This is a genomic window from Campylobacter concisus, assembly GCF_002913715.1.
Taxonomy (GTDB): domain Bacteria; phylum Campylobacterota; class Campylobacteria; order Campylobacterales; family Campylobacteraceae; genus Campylobacter_A; species Campylobacter_A concisus_AG.
Window position 1 is genome coordinate 252,973 of sequence record NZ_PPCE01000009.1, and the last position, 26,464, is coordinate 279,436.

The window sequence follows — 26,464 nt, forward strand, 5'->3', positions numbered from 1 at the left end:
TATAAGAGATTATCTCGTTTTGCAACTTGCGTTTTACTTAATAAGACAATGGCTAGATCCTACAGATACTCTCTAAATTTCTCGTGCTTAAATTCGCGCTTTATTATCGTTTTCCCGTCTATTACGAGTTCTTGCGCCATGCGTTTAGTAGTAGCATAGATGGTCTTTATCCCGATATTTTTAGCGAAATTTATCATATTATATGTAGCGCCAAAGTCACCTTGTACTAGTAAAATATCACCAGCTTCAGCTTCAAGCATCAACTCCTTTTTATATCTGTTTAAAGCATATAGTATATTTTCATCAGATGGGCTAATGTTTGACCACGCGTCATCGGCAATATTTATAATATTTTCGACGCCAAAGATCTTTAGAGCTTGACTTTTCTGCTCTTGTGTCAAGCCATGACTTATAAGCACAAACATCTTTTTCATTACTCTTCCTTTTTAAATTTTATCTATACAAAACAAGACAAGATACTATCTGGCTTTTTGGACACAATATGACAAAAAAATATAAACAGCCTGAGAATTTATAGACTATGTCGTAAACCAGCCATCTTTGAGAAGCAAGAGCTCTTTGTCTAGCTTATGTCGTTCTTAAATTTCTTTTGGATTTTTGATTTGCGAACTTTTTTAGCTGAAATTTGACCCTTTTTAGCTAAAATCTCGCGAAATAGGTTCGCAAATCTAGTTTTTTCAAAATATCTCTCATACATTTGCGAACTTTTAGTTATGGCTAAGTTTAGGATAGCCTATTTTAGGACCTTGCGAAACTTATATACCGCTTAAAGTTCGCAAATCTATAAAATTTGAAATTTTTAAAAGAGATTTGCGAACTTTTTTAAGATGACAAATGCCTAAATTTATGGGTTCTTTCACTTATCATTGTTAATTTTATGGAGTTAGTATTTTTAAATACCTATACATTTGCGAACTTTTTTGAGCTTTTCACGAATTTTAGGTATCTTTAAAGCCAGTTTCTTAAATAATTTTGCTAATTTTTCCTTTGCAAAAATAGTCTTTTAGGCTATTTAAACAAATTTGACCCGATCAAGGGGATTGAAACACAGCAAATAATGTTTGCTCAAATTGTGTAAATCTGTCGTATTTAAACAAATTTGACCCGCTCAAGGGGATTGAAACAATTTTTCACTTTGAGTTCTATGTTTCCATGTAAACTCACATTTAAACAAATTTGACCCGATCTAGGGGATTGAAACATTAGCACGACTACCGCCATATTGTATGGTCTTGTTTCATTTAAACAAATTTGACCCGATCAAGGGGATTGAAACATGTTTGTCATATTTGGGTTATCCCACTGGTCGCACTTACGTATTTAAACAAATTTGACCCGATCAAGGGGGCTAAATTCCATAATCCATATATAAATTTAGGCCATTTCACATACATAAAAAGTTGTATTTTATTTTTGAGACGTATTATGATAATAGTGCCATCTATCAAAAGAAACACCAATCTACAAGCAAGAATTGTAAAGTCAAAAAAGATCTATATAAGAAAGCAAAAGCATTCAAATTGTCCTAAGCTCAAATAGTCTATTACCAAGAAACACTATGATGCCTACTCAAATGTGGTCCAGTATCTCTATCCGTTTCAAGTGTTTTAAGTGGATTAGCCAAAATAGTATCTAGCAAAGATAGAGTCTAGTCGTCAGCACTTTTTATCGTAAAAAGTATTTTTCGCAATTATTTTTTACACCAGTGATATTATCATTTATAATAACTTTTGAGCAGAAATATTTTAATGTGAGCTTGGCATTTTTAAAAAGGTAGTTTTTATCTTAATATTTAACGTCTAAAAATAGGTGCCATATTGGGTGCCATCTACTTAAGCATTATTAGCAATTTTAATAAACTTATATAAAATTTAAAATAACGTATTTTAGGGATTTATAAACCAAAATAAATCTTAAGAAATACTTAGTAGTTCGATTCTGCCTCTAACCACCATTAACCTTTCCTTAAACATCAATCATTTTTCTCTTGGTTCTATTAAATTTCGTATTTACAAGACTTCTAGGTTATTTATAAAATTTAAATAAATTTTTATTATTAATAAATTTAAAATATAACAATGCTATTTTCATTTTATATATTCTAAGACAAATAAAAATTTCAAGATCAAATAAAAAATTTGTAGGAGATAATCTTATAAAAATTTATCCTAAATAAGCCTTATTAATCAAAATGTTATATTTGTATCAAATCATCCTTAAAATATAAGTTTAATCTAAATCCATAAGAGATATAATCTTGATTAAATTTATATTAACTTAGGAGGTTTCATGGATTTTCTCATGAATTTAAGTGAAGGCATGCAGTTTGCTATTCAGCTTCTCATCGTCCTTATCTGTTTGTTCTACGGAGCTAAAAAAGGCGGTATCGCACTTGGTATGCTAGGCGGTATCGGTCTTATAGTCCTCGTTTTTGGATTTAATATCGAGCCTGGTAAGCCAGCTATTGATGTTATGCTAACTATCCTTGCTGTTGTTGTGGCAAGTGCTACGCTTCAAGCTAGTGGTGGTCTTGATGTTATGCTTCAAATAGCAGAAACCATACTTAGAAAAAATCCAAAATATGTAAGTATCTTGGCTCCTTTTGTAACATGTACGCTTACTATTTTATGCGGTACTGGACACGTTGTTTATACCGTGCTTCCTATCGTTTATGATATTGCTATCAAAAATGGCATCCGCCCAGAGCGACCAATGGCAGCAAGCTCGATAGCCTCACAAATGGGCATCATCGCAAGCCCAGTTTCAGTTGCTGTTGTAACTCTTACAAGCTTTCTTATTAATGCTAAAACTCACTTAGCTGGCTTTGATGGATATTTAGATCTTTTAAAGATTACGATTCCATCAACATTTTGTGGCGTTTTAGCGGTAGGAATTTTTAGCTGGTTTAGAGGTAAAGATCTTGATAAAGACGAAGTATTCCAAGCAAAGCTTCAAGATCCTGAGTTTAAAAAATATGTTTATGGCGATAGTGCGACACTTTTAGGCAAAAAGCTTCCTGGCTATCAGTGGGCTGCGATGTGGATATTTTTAGGCTCTATTCTTGTAGTTGCGCTTCTTGGATATTTTAAAGATCTTCGCCCAAGCTGGACTACTTACAAAGACGCAACAGTCGTTCAAGTAATAGCTAACCTTCCAACTGAGCAAAAAGTCTTAAAAACCTTAAAAATAAAAGACGCTAGCATCCAAACAGAGGCGGCTGAGTTAAAAGTAGCAAACGATAAGCTAAATGCTAATCAAAAAGCTCAATCAGTCAAAATCATCGGCAAAGATGCAAATCAAACTCTTACTCGCACGGCTGATGGCGCAGTAACATATATAAATGAAAAAGGCGCAAAAGAAGAATTTCAAGGTGCTTACATCAATATAAGCAACAAACAAGCATCTTCAAAAAGCCTAAGTATGGTTCATGTTATCCAAATTTTCATGCTTTTAACTGGCGCTATCATTTTAATCTTTACACCAACAGATGCTAGCAAGATCGGTAAAAACGAGATATTTAGATCAGGTATGATTGCTCTTGTTGCAGTTTTTGGTATCTCTTGGATGGCTGAGACTATGTTTGCAGTGCACACTCCTATGATGAAAGAGGCACTAGGAAGCATTGTAAAAGAGCATCCTTGGACTTATGCGGTTATGCTTTTGATTATCTCAAAATTTGTAAATTCTCAAGCTGCAGCTTTGGTTGCATTTGTGCCATTAGCATTAAATATCGATGTTAATCCTGCTATCATTCTAGCTTTTGCGCCAGCTTGCTACGGATACTACATCCTACCAACATATCCAAGCGACCTTGCAGCTATTCAGTTTGATAGAAGTGGTACGACACATATTGGTAAATTTGTTATCAATCACAGCTTTATCATTCCGGGTCTTATTGGTGTTATATCCTCTTGTATATTTGGCTATATTTTTGCAACTGCTTTTGGATATCTATAATAGATAAATTCTCTTGCTGCTAGTAATTTCTAGTGGCAAGAGTAGAAATTTATCAAAGCTTATCTTTAAATTTTTGTTTATTGCTCATATAAACGAAGCTTAACACTTCGGCCACGGCCCTAAAAAGATGTGCTGGTATCGTATCATCGACTTCACAAATTTTATAAAGCTCTCTTGCGAGTGGTGGATTTTCATAAATTTGCACACCATTTTCAACGGCTATTTTTTTGATTTGCAGTGCTAAAAAATCGACACCTTTAGCAAGTATTATCGGCGCCTCGTCGCGACTTTTATCATATCTTATCGCCACGGCGTAGTGAGTAGGGTTTGTGATGACTACGTCAGCTTGTGGGATATTTTGCATCATTCGACGCTTGGCTGCACGCATTTGTGCTTGACGAATTCTGCCCTTAACTTGTGGATCTCCTTCCATTTGCTTATACTCATCTTTTATCTCTTGCTTGCTCATACGAAGGTCTTTAAAGTATTGAAAACGCACAATGAGAAGGTCGATAAGTCCGATCACGAAAAGTATAAAAAGCATGACACTAACAAGAATGATGAGCTTTTCTTTTAGCCAAGCAAGCTGATCAAACATAGAAAAAAAGAGCGTGTGTGGCAACTCCTTTATAAACTGCAAGAAAAAATAAAATCCAACTCCAAAGACGATGCTAACTTTTAGTACGATTTTGATGCTATCTATCACTTTTTTCATCGAGAATAAATTTTTTAGTCCCTTTAGTGGATTTATCTTGCCAAAATTTGGCATTATAGGTTTTGTGGTAAAGATAAATCCAAACTGCATTACATTTGCGATGACACCAGCGATCGCCACACAGATACAAACCGGAAGTATCATAAGAAGCGACCTTGCAAAGGTATTTACGACGATCATTTTTACAGTTGGCAAGGTAAGTGGCTGACCGATAAATTTTGAGTAATAGATATAAAGTGAGATGATCTGTTCTTTCATAAAATTTAGCATTGCAAGTAGTACGCCAATAGCGATGACAAGGGTCACGAACCCAGCCAGGTCCTGACTTTTGGGAACGTTGCCGTCTTTTTTGGCATCTTCTATCTTTTTGGGAGTCGCTTCTTCGGTTTTTTCCTGATCTTCGCCTGCCATTATTATCCTGAGTTTGGTTAAATTTTGGAGATTATATCTAAAGCGAGGTTAAATTGAAGTATTTCTTATGTAGTCAAGCTATAGTAAATCTTATACAAAGTAGACTAATAATTAATACTATTCAATAAAAATAAATAAGATATATCTTATCTTGAATAACTAAAACTACTTAAAAATAATTTCTAATAAATAATAAAATTTATTTATATTTAACTATAAAACATTATAATTATGATCTAACTCTATTTTTAAAGGAGCATTTAATGAAAATTAAGTCAGTTTTGTTGGGTTTTGTTGCGTTAGCGACGGCGCTAAACGCTCAAAATTTGATCCAAGACGCGCTAGATGTGGGTCTAGTCGCTATCCCTAGCGATCCAAAGGCGCTAACCAAAGCGATAAACGAAGCTTCTCCAGATGCTGAGAAATATCCAACCACTATGGCTGCTTACGAGCTTGGTAAGAGGCTTTATTTTGATCCGAGATTATCAAAATCCGGCATTATCAGCTGCAACACCTGTCACAACTTGGGCTTAGGCGGAGCGGACGGCGTACCTGCATCTACAGGTCACAAATGGACCCCAAACCCTCATCACGTAAATGCTCCGACGGTTTACAACTCCGTATTTAACTCGGTGCAGTTTTGGGATGGACGCGCCGCTCACCTAGCCGCTCAGGCTGCCGGCCCGATGACTGCGATGCCGGAGATGGCTTCTACTCCGGAGCTTGTCGAGCAAAGGCTAAAATCGATCCCAGCGTATGTGAGCGAGTTTAAGGCCGCGTTTAATAGCGACGTGAGCTTTGAGCTGGTAACGACGGCCATAGGTATCTTTGAAAGAACGCTCGTAACTCCGTCTAGATTCGATAAATTTTTAGAAGGCGACGAGACTGCGCTAAACGGCGCTGAGAAAAAAGGACTAAAAACCTTCATCGACAAGGGTTGCGCTACATGCCATAACGGCATAAATTTGGGCGGTACTTTACAGCCGTTTGAGGTTGCGGGCAAATATGAATTTGCAAATTTGGGCGACTTTAAAGGCGATGCAAACGGTCTAGTAAAAGCTCCTACGTTACGCAACATCGAGCTAACGGCTCCGTATTTTCACAACGGTGCAGTTTGGTCGCTAAAAGATGCCGTCAAAATGATGGGTAGCGTACAGCTAGGTATCGAGATAAATGACAAAGAAGCCGCCGATATCGTGACGTTTTTAAATTCGCTAACAGGCAAAATGCCTAAAGTCGAATATCCGTCCTTCCCTGCATCTACCGAAAAGACCCCAAAACCGGAGCTTGACTACTAAGCTAAACAAAAAGGCGGATAAATTTCCGCCCCATTCAACTTAAATTTATAAATTTTTGGGTATCATCCGTCTCTTACAACCAACAAAGCTCCCCAAGTCTTTTGAAATCCAAAAGCGCTTTTTGGTCTTACCAAATTTAGAAAGGTAGAGTATGTCAAAATACGCTATATTTAAGCATGGCGGTAAGCAATATCGTGTTAGTGAGGGCGAGTACCTTAAGCTAGACCACTTTAGTGCTGAAGCTAAATCAACCGTTGAGATTACAGAAGTTTTGGCTGTAAATGACGGCGAAGTAAAGGTAGGTGCGCCATTTGTGAAGGGTGCAAAAGTTGTTCTTGAGGTCGTTAATGAAGGCAAAGACAAAAAAGTAGTTATCTACAAAAAACGCAGACGTAAAGACTCAAAACTAAAACGCGGCTTTAGAAGACAATTTACACGTGTAAAAGTCGTAAGTATCGCAGCTTAAGGAGATAAGATATGGCACACAAAAAAGGTCAAGGTTCAACCCAAAATAACCGTGATAGTATCGGACGCCGATTAGGTGTTAAAAAATTTGGTGGTGAGTTCGTTCGTGCTGGAAATATAATCATCCGCCAAAGAGGAACAGCAACTCACGCTGGAAATAACGTAGGTCTTGGTAAAGACCATACAATTTTTGCATTAGTCGATGGCTTTGTAAAATTTGAAAGACTTGATAAAAATAGAAAAAAAGTATCTGTTTATCCAGCTGCATAATCTCAGGGGCAATCGCCCCTTTCTTTCTTAAAATTATTCAAAAATTAAAATTTTTATTTAGTGTTTAGAATTTTTCAAATAGCTGTTTGAGAGAAATTTTAAATCAATCACAACTCTATATTTCGAGCTTCATGGTGTTTATATTTGCTTTATTTTAATCAAGATATCACGATTTAATTTCAGTAAAGTTGGATATAATCCAAATAAAAAATTTAAGGTAAAAAATGTTTATAGATAGTGCAAGATTGACTCTAAGTTCGGGGCATGGTGGAGCTGGAGCTGTGAGTTTTCGCCGTGAAAAACACGTCATTTTAGGTGGTCCTGATGGCGGAGATGGCGGAGATGGCGGAGATGTTTATTTTGTTTGTGACAACAATACCCATACTTTAGCAAATTATAAGGGTAAAAGAGCCATGAAGGCTGGCAATGGTGAAGCTGGCATGGGCAAGCGAATGACTGGCAAAAAGGGCGAAAATTTAGAACTCATAGTCCCTCCTGGTACAGCTGTTTATGATGCACAGACAAATGAACTACTCTGTGATATAGTTAGTGAGGGTCAAAAGACGCTATTTTTAAAGGGCGGTAAAGGTGGACTCGGAAATTTTCACTTTAAAAGCTCTATCAACCAAGCTCCAGAATACGCACAAAAAGGTATGCCTGAAGAGAGTATTGAAGTAAGGCTCGAGTTAAAGCTCATTGCTGATGTTGGTTTGGTGGGCTTTCCAAATGTTGGTAAATCAACGCTTATTTCAACAGTATCAAATGCCAAACCGCAGATCGCAAACTACGAATTTACAACGCTTACGCCAAAGCTTGGACTTGTCGAGGTCGATGAGTTTAGTGGCTTTGTCATGGCCGACATCCCTGGTATCATCGAAGGGGCGAGCGATGGACGCGGTTTGGGCGTTAAATTTCTAAAACATATCGAGCGAAATAAAATTTTACTTTTTATGATAGACGGAGCAAACTACAGAAGCATGAGCGAGCAGTTTAGCGTGCTAAAAGAGGAGGTCGCTAAATTTTCAAGTGTGCTTGCTAGCAGGGACTACGCGATCGCTATCACCAGAGTCGATGCGGCAGAAAATTTAGATGAAAATATAAAAGAATTTATGAAAAGTATAAATTTAGAGCCAAATCAAGTTGGTAAATTTGTCTATAAACAAGACCTATACAGCTTTGACGCGGAAAAACCATACTTTGTTTTGCCAATCTCATCAGCGACAAACGAGAACATCGACGAGCTTAAATTTGCACTGCTTGAGCTGCTTAAAAAGGAGCTTTGAGTTGCGACTTTTTGGCACTTTGAACTTAGAAATTTAAGAAGATAAAATGAAGAAAATTTTTTGCATTATGCTATTTTGCCTTGGTGCATATAGCTGTGAGCCAGCGGATCCGGCATATATGTTTTTAGATTTTAATGACATAGATCGCGACGGAACGTTAAATTTAGATGAGTGGATGACGTGCAAGGCGCCACCAGGACTAAAAATAGCACCAGATCTATGCACTAGTGATGAATTTAAAAGGCTGGATCTTGATCGTAGTGGCAAAGTTAGCGTTAATGAGCTAAGAAATTTAGTATTGCAAAAGATTAGTTGGCAGAAAGATCCATGCGCCTCTTGGCCGCCAAGCAGCAAAAACGCAGATCAAAATAAAAGTCGTTGAAATTTAAAGGAAAGTGATGAATGTAGTTTTTATGGGGACGCCTGATTATGCTGTTAGGATACTTAGGCACATAAAAGAAGCTGGCTTTAACATAAAAGCGGTCTTTACCCAGCCTGATAAGCCAGTTGGCAGAAAGCAAATTTTAACCCCAAGCGAGGTCAAAATTTACGCGCAAAATGAGCTAGTAGGCGTGCCAGTCCTTACGCCAAATACGCTAAAAGATGAGGCGGTGGTTAGCGAGCTAAAGGCATTTGAGCCTAAATTTATCGTAGTGGCAGCTTATGGCAAAATTTTGCCTAGGAGTGTGCTTGATGTGGCAACTTGTATAAATTTACACGCTTCGATCTTGCCAAAATATAGAGGTGCTAGCCCCATTCAAAGCGCGATCCTATCAGGAGAGAAACAAACTGGCGTTACAGCTATGCTAATGGACGCTGGCCTTGACACTGGTGATATGCTGGACTTCATCTACACGCCTTGTGAGACGAAGATGTCAAGCGAGCTTTTTAGTGAGCTAGGCGAGCTTGGCGGCGAGCTAATCGTAAAAGTACTTAAGAATTTTGAAAATTTAAAGCCACAAAAACAAGACGACGCGCAGGCCTCGCACTGCAAAAAGATAAGCAAGAGTGACGGACTTTTTAGCTTTGATGAAGAGGTGGGGCAAATTTATAATAAATTTCGTGCGCTCACACCTTGGCCAGGGATTTATCTAGCAAGCGGACTAAAAATTTTATCGCTTGAGCTAAGCGAAAAAAGTGGCAAAAGCGGAGAAATTTTAAGCGTAGAAAAAGACCACGTCGTGGTTGCTTGCAAGGGTGGGGCGGTCAAAATTTACGAGCTTCAAGAGCCAAGCAAAAAGCCAACAAACGCAAAAGCATATATAAATGGTAAGCGCCTTAGCGTTGGTGATGAATTAAAATAAATTTAAAGGAGCGGTTATGAAAAATGCACTAAGTATAGCAGGGGTTGATCCAAGCGGTGGAGCCGGAGTTTTAGCTGATATAAAGGTCTTTATAGCGCACAGCGTATATGCGATGGGAGCGATCACGGCGGTCACTGCTCAAAATACAAAGGGCATATTTGGTATGCAGCTAGTTGAGCCAAAGCTCATAGAGGATCAGATCAAAGCGATATTTGATGATATAAGAGTTGATGTGATAAAAATAGGCGTTGTCCCAAGCGTTGAGATCATCAAAAGCGTCGCAAAAACGCTAAGAGAGATCAAAAATTTACCGCCAGTCGTGCTAGATCCTGTTATGAGCTGTAAAAATGGTGACATATGGCTAGAGGGCGCTGCAAAAGACGCGATCGTGGAGGAGCTTTTTCCGCTTGCGAGCGTGATCACGCCAAATATCTTTGAAGCGCGTGAAATTTTAAAGCATGAGCTAAAGGGCGAGAGTGAGCTAAAAGAGGCTTGTAAGGAGCTTTTGAAATTTGGCACAAAGAGTGTCTATCTAAAATGTGGCGAGCTTAATGGCAAGTCGCTTGATATATTTTATGATGGCAAGGAATATGAAATTTTTAGCGATGAGCGTATAAAAACGACCGCAACTCACGGCTCAGGCTGCTCGCTATCAAGTGCGATTGCTTCAAATTTAGCAAATGGCCAAAGCCTAAAAGAGAGCGTGAAAAATGCGCATGATTATATCTTTAACGCTATCAAAAATGCGGTCATCATCGGCGGTGGACAAAATCCGGTAAATCACTTCTATAAATTTAAGGTGTGATTTGAAAGTAGAGTTTTTCCAAAGTCTGCCTTCGACGCAGGAATTTTTGATAGAAGCCCTAAAAAACGGCGAGATAAAAGCTCCGTATATGGTCGTGGCGTATAATCAAACAAAAGGGGTCGGCAGTCGCGGTAACAGCTGGGAAGGGCTTGGCGGAAATTTGTTTATGTCATTTTGTATAAGCGAAGATGAGCTACCAAGCGACATACCTCCGCCCTCGATCTCGATATATTTTTCTATGCTGATGCGTGAAGTCTTGAGCGAACTTGGCTCAAAGTGCTGGTTAAAATGGCCAAATGACTTTTATGTGGACGAGCGCAAGATAGGTGGCACTTTAACAAATAAAGTGGATGAAATTTATATCTGTGGCATGGGGATAAATTTAACGAGTGCACCCGAAAACGCGGGCATTTTGGATATCAAAACTAGCGTAGATGAGCTAGTTTGGGGCTTTGTTAGCATGCTTGATAAAAAGATTTTATGGAAGCCAATTTTTAGCAAATTTAGGATAGACTTTTGCAAGTCAAAAGGTTTTATTACACATATTGCAAATAGAGCTGTTTCGCTTCAGGATGCTGAAATTTGCGATGATGGAGCGATCTTATTAAACGGGGAAAAGGTATATTCGTTAAGATGAGCGAGATAATAACAATAGCTAATCAAAAAGGCGGCGTTGGCAAGACTACAACAGCCGTAAATTTAGCCGCATCACTGGCGGTTGCTGAAAAAAAAGTATTATTAATAGATATCGATCCACAGGCAAACGCAACGACTGGACTTGGCTTTAGCAGAAGCGACTATGAGTTTAACATTTATCACGTCTTAACAGATAGAAAAAAGCTCTCGCAAATCGTGTTAAAAACTGAGATTCCAACACTTTTTTTAGCTCCATCAAACATCGGACTTGTTGGCATCGAGCAAGAATTTAACGACCAAAATAAGGACTATAAACTAATCCTTAAAAACAAAATTTCAGAAGTTATAAACGATTATGATTTTATCATCATCGATAGTCCTCCAGCACTTGGCAGCATCACAGTAAATGCTCTTAGCGCAAGCGATAGTGTTATCATCCCGATTCAATGTGAATTTTACGCACTTGAGGGCTTAGCTCAAATTTTAAATACGGTTAAGATCATCAAAAAAACGATAAATCCAAAGCTAAATATAAAAGGCTTTTTGCCAACTATGTTTAGTTCGCAAAATAATCTCTCAAAAGAGACGATTGCTAATTTAAAGCAGCATTTTGAAAATAAGCTCTTTAAGAGTAAGGACGGCAAAGAGGAATTTGTGGTCGTTCCAAGAAATGTGAAACTTGCTGAAAGTCCAAGTTTTGGTAAGCCAGTGATACTTTATGATATAAAATCACCAGGCTCAATTGCGTATCAAAATTTGGCATATTGTATTTTAAACTAAAAATTAAGGAAAAAAATGGCTAAAAAAGGTGGATTAGGGCGAGGACTTAGTGCGATACTTGAAGATGTAGAGCAAGCCTACAGTAAAGAGATCGCAAATTTAAACGACTCTGAGATGGTCGAAGAGATAAATATAGATGAAATTTTACCAAACCCATACCAACCAAGAACACATTTTGATGAAGAGGCCTTAAAAGAGCTAAGTGCTAGCATCAAAAGGCATGGACTGATCCAGCCAATAATCGTCATCAAAAAAGATGATGGCTATATGTTAATAGCTGGTGAGCGTAGATACCGCGCTACAAAGATGCTTGGATCAAGTAAGATAAAGGCAATCATCGCTGATATCAAGTCTCAAAATTTAAGAGAGCTTGCGCTTATTGAAAATATTCAACGTGAAAATTTAAATCCAATCGAACTTGCAAAGTCGTATAAAGAGCTCATAAATGAGTATAAGATCACACAGGATGGCTTGGCAAACATCATTCATAAAAGTAGAACACAAATAACAAATACGATGAGGCTTTTACTTCTTAGCGACTATACGCAAAAACTTTTACAAGAAGATAAACTCACGCAAGGCCACGCTAAAGTTATAGTTGGGCTTAGCACCGAAGAAGAAAAGATGGTTGTTGATACGATAATTGGTCAAAAGCTAAGCGTTAGAGATACAGAGATTTTAGTAAAAAAGATAAAAAATAAGGAAGAGATAAAAACCAAAAAGCCAAAAATTTCTGAGGAAATGAGTAAAAAACTATCAAATTTACAAGAAATTTTTAAAAATTTAAAGATAAAAGCAAAAGTAAAATCTAGCAATCTAGTTTTAGAATTTAATAATATTTCACAGGTGGAAGAATTTATTGCTAGGCTAAAATAGAATTACAAATTTATTTTTATTTTTAGTAATTTATTGTAGAATCAGACTTTAATTTGAATATTAAATAAAACTTAATGATAAAATAAGGAGAGTGGATGTTAGAAATAGATGTGCCATTGATGCTTTTAACGGCTGTCGTTTTCTTGGTATTGATCGCTATTTTGAATTCCTTGCTTTATAAGCCAATGCTCAAATTTATAGATGACAGAAATACCTCTATAAAAAATGATGAAGAGAGTACTAGTAAAAATGCAAGTGATCTAAGTGTTCATGAAAAAGAGATTGAAGAGATTATATTAAACGCAAGGACTGAGGCTAATAAAATAAGGCAAGAAGCCTTAAATTTGGCAAAAGAAGAGTCTTTAAAAGAAGTAAATGCTGTAAAAACTAGTTTAGAGGCTGATTACAATGAATTTTTAAATGCTCTAAACTCCCAGAAAGATAACTTAAAGGCAGATCTATCAGCTAAACTACCTGAACTCAGAGCGGCTTTAAATGCCAAGCTCTCTAAAATTTAAAGGAATTTTATGAAGATAAAAATTTTATTTTTTCTAGCACTTCCATTTCTAGCTTATGCTAGTGGGCATGGCGGAACAAATTACGATATAGTAGAGAGAACGCTAAACTTCTTACTTTTCTTTGCTATTTTGGTATATTTTGCAGCTAAGCCACTAAAAGCTCTTTATCAAAGCAGAATTGACAGGATCGCAAATAAGCTTGAAAGTATCCAAGAAAAACTCCGTGATTCTAAGGCCAAAAAAGATGACGCTCTAAAACGTGTAGAAGAGGCTAAGCAAAATGCAAACTCTTTAATCGAAACTGCTAAAAAAGAGGCTTTAAATTTAGCTGCTAAGGTTAAAAGTGATGCTCAAAATGATATAACAAATCTTCAAAAGAGCTACAAAGAGCAAAAAGAATTTGAAGAGCGCAAGATGACAAAAGGCGTTGTAAATGAAATTTTGAGCGATATTTTCTCAAGCGATAGCCTAAAAGTCGATCAAAAAGAGCTCGTAAATATAATACTTAAAAAGGTTAGCTAATGAATGAAGTAGTAGCTAAAAAATACGTAAAAGCGATCTTAAGCGACGTAAAATCAAATGAACTTAATGTATTTATTGAAAATTTATCAGAGCTAGCTGCTGCTTTTGCTAGCGATAAATTTAAAAGCATTATAAGTTTGCCTACTTTAAAGGCTTCACAAAAGGTTGAATTTGTACTATCTTTGGTTAAAAATCAAGATGTCAAATTTGCAAATTTTATTAAGCTTCTTGGCGCAAATAAAAGACTGGAACTTATCCCAGCGATCTTAAACGAGATGAAGATAGAGCAATCTTTGCTTGAAAATACATATCGTGGCGAGGTTATTGGAAATTTTGATCTAAGCGCTGATCAGTTAAAAGCTCTAGAAGAGAATTTCTCTAAGAAATTTAACTCTAAGATCAAGCTTGATGGCTCAAAGAGCGATTACAACGGCGTAAAAGTTGAGTTAGATGATTTAGGTGTCGAGATAAATTTCTCTATCGATAGACTAAAAAGTCAAATGAGTGAATATATATTAAAAGCAATTTAAAAAGGAGTGAAAGCGTGAGTGCAAAAATTAAAGCTGACGAAATTAGCACGATAATCAAAGAGCGTATTGAAAATTTTGATTTAAGTGTTGATGTAGAAGAGACCGGTAAAGTCATCTCAGTCGCTGATGGCGTTGCTAACGTTTATGGTTTGAAAAACGTTATGGCTGGCGAGATGGTCGAATTTGAAAGCGGCGAAAAAGGTATGGCTCTTAACCTTGAAGAGAGCAGTGTTGGTATAGTTATCCTTGGAAAAACTAGCGGTATCACAGAAGGAAGCTCTGTAAAAAGACTTAAAAAACTTCTACGCGTTCCAGTTGGCGACGCATTAATTGGTCGTGTTGTAAATTCACTAGGTGAGCCAATCGACGCAAAAGGACCAATCGAAGCTACTGAATCTCGCTTCGTCGAAGAAAAAGCAAAAGGTATCATGGCTAGAAAGAGCGTTCATGAGCCACTTCAAACAGGTATCAAAGCGATCGATGCACTTGTGCCAATCGGTAGAGGTCAAAGAGAACTAATCATCGGCGACCGCCAAACTGGAAAAACAACAGTTGCTATCGATACTATCATCAACCAAAAAGGTCAAGATGTTATTTGTATCTATGTTGCTATTGGTCAAAAACAATCAACCGTTGCTCAAGTCGTTAAAAAACTTGAAGAGTACGGTGCTATGGACTACACGATAGTTGTAAATGCTGGTGCTAGTGACGCAGCTGCTCTTCAATACCTTGCCCCATATGCTGGCGTAACAATGGGTGAATATTTTAGGGATAACTCTCGCCACGCGTTAATCATCTATGATGACTTGTCAAAACATGCGGTTGCTTACCGTGAGATGTCTTTGATCTTAAGAAGACCACCAGGCCGTGAAGCTTACCCAGGCGACGTTTTCTACCTTCACTCAAGACTTCTTGAAAGAGCAAGTAAGCTAAATGACGCATTAGGTGCTGGATCTTTAACAGCTCTACCTATTATTGAGACTCAAGCGGGCGATGTTTCAGCTTATATCCCAACAAACGTTATTTCTATTACAGATGGTCAAATTTTCCTTGAAAGTGACTTATTTAACTCAGGTATCCGCCCAGCGATCAACGTTGGTCTTTCTGTTTCTCGTGTCGGTGGTGCAGCTCAGATCAAAGCTATCAAACAAGTGTCTGGTACGTTAAGACTAGACCTTGCTCAGTACCGCGAGCTACAAGCATTTGCTCAATTTGCAAGCGACCTTGACGAGAGTTCGAGAAAACAACTAGAGCGTGGTCAAAAGATGGTTGAAGTACTAAAACAACCTCCATATTCTCCACTTCCAGTTGAGAATCAAGTAGTTATCATATTTGCTGGCGCTAAGGGTTATTTAGATGATGTTGCAACTGCAAATGTAACAAAATTTGAGGCTGAGCTATATCCATATATTGAGGCAAAATACCCTGAAATTTTTGAGCAAATCAGAACTAAAAAGGTTCTTGATAAAGAAGTAGAAGAAATTTTACATAAAGCGTTGAAAGATTTTAAAGCGACTTTTGCTGCTAACTAGGGCTAAGATATGTCAAATTTAAAAGATATAAAACGAAAGATTAAGAGCGTCCAGAATACTCAAAAGACGACACGTGCGATGAAGCTTGTTTCTACAGCAAAGCTTCGCAAAGCTGAAGAGGCTGCTCGCTACTCTAGAGTTTACGCTCTTAAGATCAATGAGGTTTTATCAGAGATAGCTTATAAGATCAATCAATATGCTTCAGTTATGACTGAGAGTAAATTTTTTAACACAACAAAGAGTGTAGAAAAGGTTGATATTATATTTGTTACCGCTGATAAAGGGCTTTGCGGTGGCTTTAATGTCCAAACTATAAAGACAGTTAGGCGCATGATTGATGAGCTAAAAGCAAAAAAGGTCAAAGTCAGACTAAGAGCTGTTGGTAAAAAAGGTATAGAATTTTTCAATTTCCAAGGCGTTGAACTACTTGAGACTTATGTCGGAGCTAGTTCTTCTCCTACATATGAAAAAGCTCAAAATATCATAAAAGACGCCATTGATGACTTTACAAATGGCATAACTGATAAAGTCGTGCTAATACACAATGGCTATAAAAATATGATTTCTCAAGAGATTAGGGTAAATGATATTGTGCCTATTGAGCCGTCTAAGATAGTTGCTGTTGAGACAAATTCTTTGATGGAATTTGAGCCAGAAGACAATTATACTAAGATCATGGATGAATTGCTCAATAAATATTTTGAGTATAGTATGTATTATGCTTTAGTTGACTCTTTGGCGGCTGAGCACAGTGCTAGAATGCAAGCTATGGATAATGCAACAAACAATGCTAAACAACGCGTTAAACAGTTAAATCTTGCTTACAATAAAGCAAGACAAGAGTCTATTACCACTGAGCTTATCGAGATCATCAGTGGTGTTGAATCAATGAAATAAAAGGAGTATGAATGAAGGGTGTTATTAGTCAAGTTATGGGCCCTGTGGTCGATGTTGACTTTAATGACTACTTGCCAAAGATCAATGAAGCTATCGAAGTTTTCTTTGAGGTTGAGGGCAAGAAACATAAACTAATATTAGAAGTTGCTGCTCACCTAGGCGATAATAGAGTCAGAACGATCGCTATGGATATGAGTGAGGGCTTGACTCGTGGCTTAGAGGCTAAAGCACTTGGTGCACCTATTAGTGTGCCAGTTGGTGAAAAAGTTCTAGGTAGAATTTTTAACGTAGTTGGTGATTTGATCGACGAGGGCGAGGGTATAAATTTTGATAAGCATTGGTCTATCCACCGCGATCCTCCTCCATTTGAAGAGCAAAGTACGAAAAGTGAAATTTTTGAAACTGGTATCAAAGTAGTTGACCTTCTAGCTCCTTACGCAAAGGGTGGTAAAGTAGGCCTATTTGGTGGTGCTGGTGTTGGTAAAACGGTTATTATTATGGAGCTTATCCACAACGTTGCGTTTAAACACAGCGGTTATTCTGTATTTGCTGGTGTTGGAGAGAGAACTCGTGAAGGAAACGACCTTTATCATGAAATGAAAGAAAGTAATGTTTTGGATAAAGTTGCCTTGTGCTATGGTCAAATGAATGAGCCACCAGGAGCAAGAAACCGTATCGCACTAACTGGTCTTACAATGGCTGAGTACTTCCGTGATGAGATGGGACTTGACGTTTTGATGTTTATCGATAACATATTCCGTTTCTCTCAATCAGGTGCAGAGATGTCAGCTCTACTTGGACGTATCCCATCAGCTGTTGGTTATCAACCAACTCTTGCAAGTGAGATGGGTAAATTCCAAGAGAGAATCACATCAACTAAAAAAGGTTCGATTACATCTGTTCAAGCTGTTTACGTTCCAGCTGACGACCTTACGGATCCAGCTCCTGCTACTGTTTTTGCTCACCTTGATGCTACGACAGTTCTTAACAGATCGATCGCAGAGAAAGGTATCTATCCAGCTGTTGATCCGCTTGATTCTACTTCAAGAATGCTCGATCCTCAAATTTTAGGAGCAGATCACTATAAGGTAGCTCGTGGCGTTCAAGCTGTGCTTCAAAAATATAAAGATCTTCAAGATATCATCGCTATCCTTGGTATGGACGAGCTTAGCGAAGAAGATAAGCTAACAGTTGATAGAGCAAGAAAGATAGAGAGATTTTTATCTCAGCCTTTCTTCGTTGCTGAAGTATTTACAGGTAGCCCTGGCAAATATGTAAGTCTTGACGAAAATATAGCTGGCTTTAAGGGAATTTTAGAGGGTAAATATGATCATTTACCAGAAGCAGCATTTTATATGGTTGGAAATATAGATGAGGCTTTAGCTAAAGCTGAGAAACTTAAGGCTTAAATTTAAAAAGGAAGCGTAATGGATAAATTACATTTAGAGATCGTAACTCCTCAAGGTCAGATATTTAATGATGACGTGAGTAGTGTAGTGCTTCCAGGTAGCGAGGGTGAGTTTGGTGTTTTACCAAACCATGCCTCATTAATATCTCTTTTAAAAGCAGGTATTATAGATATAGAACATAAAAATAAAAAACATGATGTTGTTGCGATTAACTGGGGCTATGCAAAGATTGACGAAGGTAAGGTAGTAATACTTGCTGACGGCGCGATTTACGTCTCTGGCGATAGTGAAAGTGAACTTGCAAATTCATTGGAAGCTGCTAGAAATTTGATAGAGAGTATGAGTAGTGACACAAATGCTTTTGCAGCAACTATATCTAAAATGGAAAATGTAGTGAGAACTAGATAAGTGGGCGGTATAGATTTATTTTTAAATTACATTCAGAGAAGTAGTTTTATTACAATTATTGTTTTAACTTGGCTGTCAATATATTTTATAGTTAGTTTCACAATTCTTTTTTCAAGAATGGCTGGTATTGGAGCTTGGCAAAAACGTGAGCAAAATGCACTTGAAGCACTGCTTATGGGTGCTAAAAATATTCCAAATGATTCGTCTTTGAGAAAATGTGCAAATGGAAGAATCTCAAGAGAAAAGCTAAATGTATGTATAAGCATAGCCGAGAAAAATGCTACAAGTGGACTAACGTGGCTAAGTGTAATAGCATCTACTTCGCCTTTTATCGGTCTTTTTGGAACCGTTGTTTCTATTTTAGAGACATTTTCACAGCTTGGAAATGGTGGAGGTTCATCACTTGGTATTATCGCTCCAGCTATTTCAGAGGCACTTGTTGCAACTGGTTGCGGAATTTTTGTTGCCATCCCAGCATATACATTTAATTTACTCATAAAAAGAAAAGCTTATGAATTAATGAGTGTTATTGAGCGTCAGGCTGATGTTATGATAGCACTTAAAAAAGATGATGAGATACTATAAATGGCCGTTAAATTTACCGATGAGACACCAGAGCTAAATATAACTCCTCTTGTTGATATTATGCTTGTTTTACTAGCCATTTTAATGGTTACTATGCCAACTATAACATATCAAGAGGATATTACTCTTCCAGATGGTTCAAAGGCGAAAACTTCAACATCTAAGCAAAAAGACCTTATAGTATCTATAAATTCGCAAGGACAAGTTAGAATTGATCAGAGTACTATGAGCCTTGCTGAGTTTCCTGATAATATTGCATTAATGAGTACAAAATACGATAAAACCTCGCCTATCTATATAAAAGCTGACAAAAATTTAAAATACGATGATGTTATGTTTGTATTAAAGACTTTGAAAGGTGCTGGTTTTAATAAAGTAGCTTTAGAGACAAACGGTTAAGATGTCAAATAAAGTTAAATTTCCAACGCTTAGTTCGTTTCTTGTAGCGTTTTGTATTTACGTTACTATTATACTTATTTTATTTATAAAGCTTACATTTTTTGTAGAGCCTCCTAAAAAATATACCGATGATAAAGATGCTATTATGGATGTGGTTATGGTTGATAGGGAGGTTGATCAAACCATTAAAGCTCCAAAACAAGCAGATGAAGTAGTTAAAGAGACAAAGCCTGAACCAAAAAAGGAGTCAGAAGAAGATAAACAAGAGACTACAAATAAGCCTGTTGTACCAGATGAACCATTACCTACCCCAAGCTTACCAACTCCTCCAAAAGAGGAACCAAAACCTGAGCCTAAAAAACCAGAACCAAAACCAGAAATTTTAAAACCAAGTGAAGAGTCTAAAGAAGATGTTAAACCAGAGCCAAAACCTGAGCCTAAGCCTACACCAAAGCCAGTTGAAAAGCCAAAACCCAAAGAGCCAAATATAAAAGATCTCTTTAGTGACATAGACCCTACAAAACTCAAAAAAGATGATGGTATAAAAAAGGTTGAAAATAAAGTGCAAAGCCGTAAAAAGAGCGAGGCTTCTAGCTCAAAGGCTGCAAAAGAGGCTAGTGATATTATAAAAAGCCTAAAGATAGATCAAAATCCAACCGCTCCGAAATCACAATCTACCGGTACTTACGATCCACTAATGGGTGCGATAACAAAACAAATTCAAAGAAGATGGCAAAGCTATAAGGCTGATTCTGCAAATTTGGCTAAAGTTAAAGTTATGATAGATCAAAGTGGAAATTTCAACTATGAAATTTTAGAGCTATCATACAATGAAGAGTTTAATGCAAAGGTAAAAGAGTGTCTGGAAAAGCTTACTGCAGAGAAATTTCCATTTAATCCAGACAAAAGTACTACTTTTAATTTAAATTTAGAAGATAAAATAAACTAAAATTTATAAATTTACGGAGTAGAGATGAAGAAAATTTTTCTTTTTTTGTGTGTTGCTCTAGGGCTTTATGCTGCTGACGCGACCATATCTGTTATTAACCAAGGTGTTGCTTTGCCAAAGATAGCTTTGCAAGATGCAACTACAGCTGTTAGTGATGCGGGCTTTAAAGATAAATTCTTTAAGATCATGCTAGGTGACTTGAAAGTTAGCTCTGACTTTGAGGTTATCGAAGATCACGTGCCTTCAACCTATGAGGGAACAGCAGCTACAAATACAATGAGCGACAAAGGTGTTGAGCTTATCTTTAGATATGCTCTTGAAGGTTCTATGGGCTCACCTCTTACTTTAAGAGTAAAACTCATCGATGCTAAAACAGCAACTACAAGGTATGAGAGAGTCTATAATATGCCTGATGGTGCAAAGTATCCGTTTTTAGCGCATAAAAGTATAGTTGAGCTTACTAATGAACTAAATTTACCACCAGTTGGCTGGATGGAAAAATTTATTATTCTTTCAAAATATACTTCAGCTCGCCAAAGTTCTATCATAGTTGCTGATTATACACTTACATATCAAAAGACCATAGTAAGTGGTGGACTAAATATTTTCCCAAAATGGGCAGGAGCCGATCAAAGTAAATTTTACTATACATCTTATGTGAATAATAAGCCAACTTTATTTAGATATGATCTAAATTCTGGTACAAAAACAAAGATAATTGATAGCATTGGCATGCTTATAGCCTCAGATGTTAGTAAAGATGGAAGTAAAATTTTATTAACTATGGCACCAAAAGATCAACCAGATATATTTATCTATAATACAAATAGCAAAAATTTGACGCAGATTACTAATTATCCAGGCATAGATGTAAATGGAAATTTTGTAGATAATGATAGTAAGATAGTTTTTGTATCAGATAGGCTTGGTTATCCTAATGTTTTTGCAACTCCTGCGATTTCTGGCGGAAGCGTTGAACAAATGGTATTTCATGGTAAGAATAATAACTCTGTAAGCACATTTGAAAATTATGTTGTTTATTCAAGCAGGGAAGCAAGCGGTAGTTTTAATATATATCTAATTTCAACTCAAACGGATTTTATACGACAGCTTACAGCAAATGGCAAAAATAACTATCCAAGATTCTCAAGCGATGGGCAAAGTGTTGTCTTTATAAAAGAGCTTGGCGGTCAAAGTTCACTAGGTGTTGTTAGGCTAAATGAAAACAGAAGTTTTCAGTTTCCTTTAAAAGTAGGAAAAATTCAATCTATAGATTGGTAATATTCTGATAAAATTTAAGATTTTTGTGATATAATTCGACCAAATTTCTAAAAAAGGATAAGGAATGAAAAAAGTAGTTCTAGCAAGTGTTGCAGTTGCAACTTTATTGTTGAGCGGTTGTAGCTCAAAAAACCCTGAAGTTGATATGAATTCAAATTCAAATCAATCTGCAGACAATTCAGGTAGCATGAGCGATGCTGATAGATTAGCAGCTCTTATTGCTAACATCGAGAGTCAAGTTAAAAGTGTATACTTTGACTTTGATAAATTTAATATCAAAGCTGATCAACAAGGTGTTGTTAGCTCAAATGCATCAGTATTCAACCAAGCTGACGCTCAAGCTCTTTCTATAAAAGTAGAAGGTAACTGCGATGAGTGGGGTACAGATGAGTATAACTATGCTCTTGGTTTAAAACGTGCTAAAAGTGCTAAAGATGCTCTTGTAAGAAATGGCGTTAGTGCTGATAGAATCGCTGTAGTTAGCTTCGGCGAAAGTAATCCAGTTTGTACAGACAAAACAAAAGCTTGCGATGCTCAAAATAGACGTGCAGATTTCAAAGTACTTCCGTAATTTATAATTAAATAATAATGAATAAAAAAATAATTGTAGTGGCTCTGATTGGAGCCACTATCTCTATTACCTCCGGCCAAGAGATTTCAGCTTTTGATGCAGGCAATATGGATAGTGCGAATCCATATGGTCTAACCGACAATGAAAAAGTTACCCTAAATAATAAGCGAAGTGTTCAAAATATTGAAGAGAATATGAATAGTGTTTTAGAACAACTTCAAGGTTTGCAAAGCTTGTTTGAGAGCATGAGTGCTAGAATGAATAAACTTGAGCAAAGAATGAACGATATCGAAACCAAAGTCAATGGTGGTATAAGCGATTCTGGTGTAAGTTTGACATCATTAAAAGCTTATGTTGATGAGACTAGGGATATACAAGACAAAAACTACAAAAATATTACTGCTGCCTTAAATAAATTAGGTGCAATAATGGATAAAAATGCTGCCCAACCAAAGCAAAATGCAAATCCAAAACAACAAAGTAAGTCAACTTCAAATTTTAGTGGAAAAAGCGATAAAGATATTTTGGCTGATGGCATTAAACTTCTAAATTCTGGCAATAGCACAGAAGCAGCTGAATATTTTGAATATTTAAATAAAAAAGGCTATAAAACTGGTGCAACAAATTATTATTTAGGTGAAGTTGCTTACAGTCAAAAATCATACAGTACAGCTATACAATACTACAAAAAAAGCATACAGAACGAAGATAAGGCTGACTATACACCAAAACTTCTATATCACACAGCTATAAGCTTTGATAAGATAGGTGATACGCAAAGTGCAAATAGATTTTATAAGGCTTTAAAAGTCGGTTATCCAGATAGTAAAGAAGCCAAAGCCTCTCCTAATAGAAACTAAATTTTAATCTTTTTTAGATATAATCCCACATTAATCGAGAAACCAAATCTAAGGAGATTATTGTGAGTAAAGATCAAGTTATAACTATGTTTTACGAACTAAAAGATGCTAACACTGGTGAAATTTTAGAGTCAAACATGCAAGAAGGTGGCCAAATTTCATTTATAACAGGGCATGGCCATATTATAGAAAAGCTTGAAGAAGAAGTAAGTAAACTAAAATCAGGCGAAAGAGCAACTATAAGCGTAAAGGCAGCAGAGGGTTGTGGTGAATATAATAATGAGGCCATTCAGTCGTTACCAAAAGAGCAGTTTGCTGGTATAGATTTACATGAAGGAATGGAACTTTTTGGTCAAAATGAGGATGGCTCAAGCGTTCGTGTTATTGTTAAAGAGATCAAAGATGACGAAGTAACAGTTGATTTTAATCACCCATATGCTGGTAAAGATTTGCTATTTAATGTTGAAGTTTTAGAAGTTAGAGATGCGACAGAAGATGAAAAAGCAACAGGCATGGTAGCTGGGGCTCATACTTGCGGTTGCGGTGGTCACGATCATGAGCATGAGCATGAGTGCTGCGGGGGTCATGGACACGGGCATGGACACGGACACGAGGATGGTGGTTGCGGTTGCGGTGGACACGGACATCACCATCACTAAGAAGCTAATATGAAAAAATTTGCTTTTGTTTTTGCGGGCCAAGGCTCGCAAAATATTGGTATGGGAAAAGACTTTTACGAAAATTTTTCTACTGCTAAACTACTTTTAAATGATGCTTGTAATGACACTGGCATTGATTATAAAGAGCTTTTATTCACACAAAACGATAAGTTGGATAAAACAGAATTTACTCAGCCAGCTATCGTCTTAAACTCGCTAATGACTTATTTGGCTTTTTCAAATTTTATTAAAGAAAAACCAGAATTTAGCCTTGGGCACTCACTTGGAGAATTTACTGCTCTTGCAGTTAGTGGAGCATTTAATTTTATTGATGCGATTAGGTTTGTAAATTTGCGTGGTAAATTTATGCAAGAAGCCTGCGTTGGCAAAGATGCTGGCATGATGGTAGTTCTTGGACTTAGTGATGAAGTGGTTGAAGAAATTTGTAAAAAAGCAAGAGAAGAAGGTTTACAAATTTATGCTGCAAACTACAACTGCGATGGACAAATCGTTGTCGCTGGCGTAAGAGCTGATCTTGCTAGCTATGAAGCAAAATTTAAAGAAGCTGGCGCAAAAAGAGCAATGCTTTTAAATATGTCAGTAGCAAGCCATTGTCCGATACTTGAGCCAGCTAGTGTTAGACTGGCAAGCGAGCTTGAGAGTACTTTGGCTACCAAATTTTCTCCTGTTGTCTCAAATGTAAATGCTAAAATTTATACCGATAAAAGTGAAGCACTAGTTCTGCTAAAAGAGCAGCTAATAAAACCAGTTTGCTATAAACAAAGCATTAAAAACTATGAAAATAATGTTGATTGTTTTATCGAGCTTGGTGCTGCGACGTTAAAGGGCATCAATAAAAAAATTACCGAAAAGCCAACTTATAGTATTACTGATATGGCAAGTCTTGAAGAAGTTGTGAAAATTTTGGAGGAGAGATGATAGCGATACTTGGAGCTATGCAAGAGGAGATAACACCGATCCTTGAAATGGTTGGTGAATATAAAACTGTTCAATATGCAAATAATAAATTTTACTTAGCAAACTATAAAGGAAAAGAGCTAGTCATTGCCTATTCAAAGATAGGTAAGGTAAATGTAGCTATAACAGCAACTTTGATGATAGAAAAATTTAAGGCCTCAAAGTTGCTCTTTACTGGCGTAGCTGGCTCACTCGATGAGAGCCTAAAAATAGGCGATATGCTTTATGCTACTAGCTTAGTGCAGCATGATCTTGATATTACGGCTTTTGGACATCCTTATGGCTATGTGCCAGGCACAAGTATATTTGTCAAAAGCGATGAAGGACTAAACGAACTGGCAAAAAAGATAGCCGATAAAAAAGATATGAGCTTAAGTGCTGGTATTATTGCGACTGGAGATCAGTTTATCTGCGATAATGAAAAGAAAACTTGGATTAAAAAGATATTTAATGCGAGCGCTACCGAGATGGAAGGTGCTAGCGTTGCACTAGTTTGCGAAACACTTGGTGTGCCATTTTTTATACTAAGAGCTATCAGCGATGGAGCTGGTGATGCAGCAGAGTTTGACTTTGATAAATTTTTGCAAGATTCAGCAAATGTTAGTGCAAAATTTATACTTGAAATGGTAGAAAGCTTATGATAGAGCTTAGTAAAAGGCTTCTTAGGCAAGTTGGTCAGACAAATGCCAGATACAAGATGATAGAGGGCGGAGATAATATCTTGCTTGGTCTTAGCGGTGGTAAAGATAGCCTCGCACTAGCTCACGTACTAAAGCATATCCAAAACGTTACACCTGAAAAATTTGAGTTTAAAGCAGTAACACTAAGCTACGGCATGGGTGAGGACTACGCTTATCTTACAAAGCATTGCAATGAGCACGGAATAGAGCACGAAGTAATAGATAGCTCAATTTTTGAAATTTCAAAAGAGAAAATCCGTAAGAATTCTAGTTTTTGTAGTTTCTTTTCTCGTATGAGAAGAGGTTATCTTTATACTTACGCCTTAAAGCATGGTTTTAATAAACTCGCGATTGCTCATCATTTAGATGATGCGGCGGAGAGCTTTTTTATGAATTTTACCTATAATGGTGCACTAAGGACGCTTGCTCCAAAATATACTGCAAAAAATGGAATCACGGTTATTAGGCCATTTATCTTCGTTCGCGAGAGACAGCTTCGCGAAAATGCTATCAAAAATGAATTAAGAGTCATTGGCGATGAAGCATGCCCTGCAATGAGATTTGACGTGAAGATGCCGCATGCTAGATATGAAACCAAACAGCTTTTAGCAACCTTAGAAAAAGAAAATCCAAAACTTTTTACTTCGCTAAAAGCAGCATTTGAAAATATCCATACTGATACTTTTTTTGCTCTCAATAGTAGTAGTGAAGAGTAAAATTTTACTTGCTTTTTGGGACTAATCCTAAGAAGCAAGCTATAAATATTTCTATTTTAATTGGCTTTTATCAAAATAAATAAAAAACAGCAATTTTTAATCTTCTTTTTAAAAATTTTTTACTCTTTGGTTGTAATTTTATAATTTGG

At 36.8% G+C, this 26,464-nt stretch carries 31 protein-coding genes; 28 read left to right on the top strand and 3 right to left on the bottom strand.

Features of this window, described 5'->3' with window-relative positions; translation table 11 throughout:
• Positions 1-59: 59 nt before the first annotated feature.
• The gene (csx20, locus tag CYO92_RS05220; RefSeq protein WP_103588924.1) at positions 60-434 is read right to left on the bottom strand and encodes a CRISPR-associated protein Csx20; all 375 of its coding nucleotides are present in this window, start codon (positions 432-434) and stop codon (positions 60-62) included.
• Positions 435-583: 149 nt separating this feature from the next.
• Complete coding sequence (locus tag CYO92_RS09560) at positions 584-718, bottom strand: hypothetical protein (RefSeq protein ID WP_258032727.1); 135 nt, start codon at positions 716-718, stop codon at positions 584-586.
• Between the two features lie 1,592 nt (positions 719-2,310).
• Here CYO92_RS09560 and CYO92_RS05225 point away from each other — a divergent pair.
• The gene (locus CYO92_RS05225; protein ID WP_072593834.1) at positions 2,311-3,978 is read left to right on the top strand and encodes an anaerobic C4-dicarboxylate transporter; all 1,668 of its coding nucleotides are present in this window, start codon (positions 2,311-2,313) and stop codon (positions 3,976-3,978) included.
• A 52-nt stretch (positions 3,979-4,030) separates the two neighbouring features.
• On the opposite strand, the gene flhB is transcribed toward CYO92_RS05225, so the two are convergent.
• Positions 4,031-5,104: a flagellar biosynthesis protein FlhB gene (gene flhB, locus CYO92_RS05230; RefSeq protein WP_035167257.1), complete on the bottom strand. Its 1,074-nt coding sequence runs from the start codon at positions 5,102-5,104 to the stop codon at positions 4,031-4,033.
• A 263-nt stretch (positions 5,105-5,367) separates the two neighbouring features.
• Between flhB and CYO92_RS05235 the strand changes: the two genes are divergently transcribed.
• From CYO92_RS05235 to CYO92_RS05365, 27 genes are all read left to right on the top strand, one after another.
• Positions 5,368-6,402 carry a cytochrome-c peroxidase gene (locus tag CYO92_RS05235; RefSeq protein WP_103588925.1) on the top strand — a complete coding sequence of 345 codons (1,035 nt, stop codon included), beginning with the start codon at positions 5,368-5,370 and terminating at the stop codon, positions 6,400-6,402.
• 151 nt (positions 6,403-6,553) lie between these two features.
• Positions 6,554-6,868 carry a 50S ribosomal protein L21 gene (gene rplU, locus CYO92_RS05240; RefSeq protein ID WP_021090648.1) on the top strand — a complete coding sequence of 105 codons (315 nt, stop codon included), beginning with the start codon at positions 6,554-6,556 and terminating at the stop codon, positions 6,866-6,868.
• Positions 6,869-6,879: 11 nt separating this feature from the next.
• On the top strand, positions 6,880-7,137 hold the full coding sequence (gene rpmA, locus CYO92_RS05245; RefSeq protein WP_002942569.1) for a 50S ribosomal protein L27: 258 nt from the start codon (positions 6,880-6,882) through the stop codon (positions 7,135-7,137).
• Positions 7,138-7,361: 224 nt separating this feature from the next.
• Entirely contained in the window at positions 7,362-8,420 is a 1,059-nt protein-coding gene (obgE, locus tag CYO92_RS05250) for a GTPase ObgE (RefSeq protein ID WP_103588926.1), read from the top strand.
• Between the two features lie 46 nt (positions 8,421-8,466).
• The gene (locus CYO92_RS05255; protein WP_103588927.1) at positions 8,467-8,802 is read left to right on the top strand and encodes a GDP-mannose dehydrogenase; all 336 of its coding nucleotides are present in this window, start codon (positions 8,467-8,469) and stop codon (positions 8,800-8,802) included.
• 16 nt (positions 8,803-8,818) lie between these two features.
• Positions 8,819-9,724, top strand: coding sequence for a methionyl-tRNA formyltransferase (gene fmt, locus CYO92_RS05260; RefSeq protein WP_103588928.1), 906 nt, complete (start codon positions 8,819-8,821; stop codon positions 9,722-9,724).
• 16 nt (positions 9,725-9,740) lie between these two features.
• A complete protein-coding gene (thiD, locus tag CYO92_RS05265; protein ID WP_103588929.1) occupies positions 9,741-10,529 on the top strand; it encodes a bifunctional hydroxymethylpyrimidine kinase/phosphomethylpyrimidine kinase in 789 nt (262 codons plus the stop codon).
• A 1-nt stretch (position 10,530) separates the two neighbouring features.
• Positions 10,531-11,166 carry a biotin--[acetyl-CoA-carboxylase] ligase gene (locus CYO92_RS05270; protein ID WP_103588930.1) on the top strand — a complete coding sequence of 212 codons (636 nt, stop codon included), beginning with the start codon at positions 10,531-10,533 and terminating at the stop codon, positions 11,164-11,166.
• On the top strand, positions 11,163-11,945 hold the full coding sequence (locus CYO92_RS05275) for a ParA family protein (RefSeq protein WP_103588931.1): 783 nt from the start codon (positions 11,163-11,165) through the stop codon (positions 11,943-11,945). Before CYO92_RS05270 ends, CYO92_RS05275 begins: the two co-directional genes overlap by 4 nt.
• A 15-nt stretch (positions 11,946-11,960) precedes the next feature.
• Complete coding sequence (locus CYO92_RS05280; protein WP_103588932.1) at positions 11,961-12,821, top strand: ParB/RepB/Spo0J family partition protein; 861 nt, start codon at positions 11,961-11,963, stop codon at positions 12,819-12,821.
• A gap of 95 nt (positions 12,822-12,916) precedes the next feature.
• A complete protein-coding gene (locus CYO92_RS05285) occupies positions 12,917-13,339 on the top strand; it encodes a FoF1 ATP synthase subunit B' (protein ID WP_103588933.1) in 423 nt (140 codons plus the stop codon).
• 9 nt (positions 13,340-13,348) lie between these two features.
• Entirely contained in the window at positions 13,349-13,861 is a 513-nt protein-coding gene (locus CYO92_RS05290; protein WP_103588934.1) for a F0F1 ATP synthase subunit B, read from the top strand.
• A complete protein-coding gene (locus CYO92_RS05295; RefSeq protein WP_103588935.1) occupies positions 13,861-14,391 on the top strand; it encodes a F0F1 ATP synthase subunit delta in 531 nt (176 codons plus the stop codon). Before CYO92_RS05290 ends, CYO92_RS05295 begins: the two co-directional genes overlap by 1 nt.
• A gap of 14 nt (positions 14,392-14,405) precedes the next feature.
• Positions 14,406-15,923, top strand: a complete 1,518-nt coding sequence (atpA, locus tag CYO92_RS05300) for a F0F1 ATP synthase subunit alpha (protein WP_009294343.1) — start codon at positions 14,406-14,408, stop codon at positions 15,921-15,923.
• Between the two features lie 9 nt (positions 15,924-15,932).
• Positions 15,933-16,820: an ATP synthase F1 subunit gamma gene (gene atpG / locus CYO92_RS05305; protein ID WP_103588936.1), complete on the top strand. Its 888-nt coding sequence runs from the start codon at positions 15,933-15,935 to the stop codon at positions 16,818-16,820.
• A gap of 11 nt (positions 16,821-16,831) precedes the next feature.
• Positions 16,832-18,229 (top strand): F0F1 ATP synthase subunit beta, encoded by a 1,398-nt coding sequence (atpD, locus tag CYO92_RS05310; RefSeq protein ID WP_002939420.1) that lies wholly within the window; start codon positions 16,832-16,834, stop codon positions 18,227-18,229.
• An 18-nt stretch (positions 18,230-18,247) separates the two neighbouring features.
• Positions 18,248-18,637, top strand: a complete 390-nt coding sequence (atpC, locus tag CYO92_RS05315) for an ATP synthase F1 subunit epsilon (RefSeq protein ID WP_084041261.1) — start codon at positions 18,248-18,250, stop codon at positions 18,635-18,637.
• Positions 18,638-19,222: a MotA/TolQ/ExbB proton channel family protein gene (locus tag CYO92_RS05320; protein ID WP_051288435.1), complete on the top strand. Its 585-nt coding sequence runs from the start codon at positions 18,638-18,640 to the stop codon at positions 19,220-19,222.
• Entirely contained in the window at positions 19,223-19,621 is a 399-nt protein-coding gene (locus CYO92_RS05325; RefSeq protein WP_072593819.1) for a biopolymer transporter ExbD, read from the top strand.
• A gap of 1 nt (position 19,622) precedes the next feature.
• A complete protein-coding gene (locus CYO92_RS05330) occupies positions 19,623-20,570 on the top strand; it encodes a TonB C-terminal domain-containing protein (protein WP_103588937.1) in 948 nt (315 codons plus the stop codon).
• A 24-nt stretch (positions 20,571-20,594) separates the two neighbouring features.
• Positions 20,595-21,851 (top strand): Tol-Pal system protein TolB, encoded by a 1,257-nt coding sequence (gene tolB, locus CYO92_RS05335; RefSeq protein WP_103588938.1) that lies wholly within the window; start codon positions 20,595-20,597, stop codon positions 21,849-21,851.
• A 64-nt stretch (positions 21,852-21,915) separates the two neighbouring features.
• Positions 21,916-22,422 carry an OmpA family protein gene (locus CYO92_RS05340; RefSeq protein ID WP_021090913.1) on the top strand — a complete coding sequence of 169 codons (507 nt, stop codon included), beginning with the start codon at positions 21,916-21,918 and terminating at the stop codon, positions 22,420-22,422.
• 17 nt (positions 22,423-22,439) lie between these two features.
• Positions 22,440-23,282 carry a tetratricopeptide repeat protein gene (locus tag CYO92_RS05345; RefSeq protein WP_103588939.1) on the top strand — a complete coding sequence of 281 codons (843 nt, stop codon included), beginning with the start codon at positions 22,440-22,442 and terminating at the stop codon, positions 23,280-23,282.
• Between the two features lie 56 nt (positions 23,283-23,338).
• Entirely contained in the window at positions 23,339-23,941 is a 603-nt protein-coding gene (locus tag CYO92_RS05350; RefSeq protein ID WP_223154487.1) for an FKBP-type peptidyl-prolyl cis-trans isomerase, read from the top strand.
• Between the two features lie 9 nt (positions 23,942-23,950).
• Positions 23,951-24,880, top strand: a complete 930-nt coding sequence (gene fabD, locus CYO92_RS05355; RefSeq protein WP_103588940.1) for an ACP S-malonyltransferase — start codon at positions 23,951-23,953, stop codon at positions 24,878-24,880.
• Positions 24,877-25,560 carry a 5'-methylthioadenosine/adenosylhomocysteine nucleosidase gene (locus CYO92_RS05360; protein ID WP_103588941.1) on the top strand — a complete coding sequence of 228 codons (684 nt, stop codon included), beginning with the start codon at positions 24,877-24,879 and terminating at the stop codon, positions 25,558-25,560. The genes fabD and CYO92_RS05360 overlap by 4 nt, the downstream gene beginning before the upstream one ends.
• Positions 25,557-26,315, top strand: coding sequence for a tRNA 2-thiocytidine biosynthesis TtcA family protein (locus CYO92_RS05365; RefSeq protein ID WP_103588942.1), 759 nt, complete (start codon positions 25,557-25,559; stop codon positions 26,313-26,315). Before CYO92_RS05360 ends, CYO92_RS05365 begins: the two co-directional genes overlap by 4 nt.
• The last annotated feature ends 149 nt before the right edge of the window (positions 26,316-26,464 follow it).

Excerpts from the sequence above, each read along its gene's own strand:
- atpD (WP_002939420.1), top strand. The coding sequence starts at position 16,832 with ATGAAGGGTGTTATTAGTCAAGTTATGGGCCCTGTGGTCGATGTTGAC.
- CYO92_RS05275 (WP_103588931.1), top strand. The coding sequence starts at position 11,163 with ATGAGCGAGATAATAACAATAGCTAATCAAAAAGGCGGCGTTGGCAAG.
- flhB (WP_035167257.1), bottom strand. The coding sequence starts at position 5,104 with ATGGCAGGCGAAGATCAGGAAAAAACCGAAGAAGCGACTCCCAAAAAG.
- tolB (WP_103588938.1), top strand. The coding sequence starts at position 20,595 with ATGAAGAAAATTTTTCTTTTTTTGTGTGTTGCTCTAGGGCTTTATGCT.
- CYO92_RS05345 (WP_103588939.1), top strand. The coding sequence starts at position 22,440 with ATGAATAAAAAAATAATTGTAGTGGCTCTGATTGGAGCCACTATCTCT.
- CYO92_RS05360 (WP_103588941.1), top strand. The coding sequence starts at position 24,877 with ATGATAGCGATACTTGGAGCTATGCAAGAGGAGATAACACCGATCCTT.
- csx20 (WP_103588924.1), bottom strand. The coding sequence starts at position 434 with ATGAAAAAGATGTTTGTGCTTATAAGTCATGGCTTGACACAAGAGCAG.
- CYO92_RS05225 (WP_072593834.1), top strand. The coding sequence starts at position 2,311 with ATGGATTTTCTCATGAATTTAAGTGAAGGCATGCAGTTTGCTATTCAG.
- CYO92_RS05290 (WP_103588934.1), top strand. The coding sequence starts at position 13,349 with ATGAAGATAAAAATTTTATTTTTTCTAGCACTTCCATTTCTAGCTTAT.
- CYO92_RS05365 (WP_103588942.1), top strand. The coding sequence starts at position 25,557 with ATGATAGAGCTTAGTAAAAGGCTTCTTAGGCAAGTTGGTCAGACAAAT.
- CYO92_RS05285 (WP_103588933.1), top strand. The coding sequence starts at position 12,917 with ATGTTAGAAATAGATGTGCCATTGATGCTTTTAACGGCTGTCGTTTTC.
- fabD (WP_103588940.1), top strand. The coding sequence starts at position 23,951 with ATGAAAAAATTTGCTTTTGTTTTTGCGGGCCAAGGCTCGCAAAATATT.
- rpmA (WP_002942569.1), top strand. The coding sequence starts at position 6,880 with ATGGCACACAAAAAAGGTCAAGGTTCAACCCAAAATAACCGTGATAGT.
- CYO92_RS05295 (WP_103588935.1), top strand. The coding sequence starts at position 13,861 with ATGAATGAAGTAGTAGCTAAAAAATACGTAAAAGCGATCTTAAGCGAC.
- CYO92_RS09560 (WP_258032727.1), bottom strand. The coding sequence starts at position 718 with ATGTATGAGAGATATTTTGAAAAAACTAGATTTGCGAACCTATTTCGC.
- CYO92_RS05235 (WP_103588925.1), top strand. The coding sequence starts at position 5,368 with ATGAAAATTAAGTCAGTTTTGTTGGGTTTTGTTGCGTTAGCGACGGCG.
- atpG (WP_103588936.1), top strand. The coding sequence starts at position 15,933 with ATGTCAAATTTAAAAGATATAAAACGAAAGATTAAGAGCGTCCAGAAT.
- rplU (WP_021090648.1), top strand. The coding sequence starts at position 6,554 with ATGTCAAAATACGCTATATTTAAGCATGGCGGTAAGCAATATCGTGTT.
- obgE (WP_103588926.1), top strand. The coding sequence starts at position 7,362 with ATGTTTATAGATAGTGCAAGATTGACTCTAAGTTCGGGGCATGGTGGA.
- CYO92_RS05325 (WP_072593819.1), top strand. The coding sequence starts at position 19,223 with ATGGCCGTTAAATTTACCGATGAGACACCAGAGCTAAATATAACTCCT.
- fmt (WP_103588928.1), top strand. The coding sequence starts at position 8,819 with ATGAATGTAGTTTTTATGGGGACGCCTGATTATGCTGTTAGGATACTT.
- CYO92_RS05255 (WP_103588927.1), top strand. The coding sequence starts at position 8,467 with ATGAAGAAAATTTTTTGCATTATGCTATTTTGCCTTGGTGCATATAGC.
- CYO92_RS05280 (WP_103588932.1), top strand. The coding sequence starts at position 11,961 with ATGGCTAAAAAAGGTGGATTAGGGCGAGGACTTAGTGCGATACTTGAA.
- CYO92_RS05340 (WP_021090913.1), top strand. The coding sequence starts at position 21,916 with ATGAAAAAAGTAGTTCTAGCAAGTGTTGCAGTTGCAACTTTATTGTTG.
- atpC (WP_084041261.1), top strand. The coding sequence starts at position 18,248 with ATGGATAAATTACATTTAGAGATCGTAACTCCTCAAGGTCAGATATTT.
- thiD (WP_103588929.1), top strand. The coding sequence starts at position 9,741 with ATGAAAAATGCACTAAGTATAGCAGGGGTTGATCCAAGCGGTGGAGCC.
- CYO92_RS05330 (WP_103588937.1), top strand. The coding sequence starts at position 19,623 with ATGTCAAATAAAGTTAAATTTCCAACGCTTAGTTCGTTTCTTGTAGCG.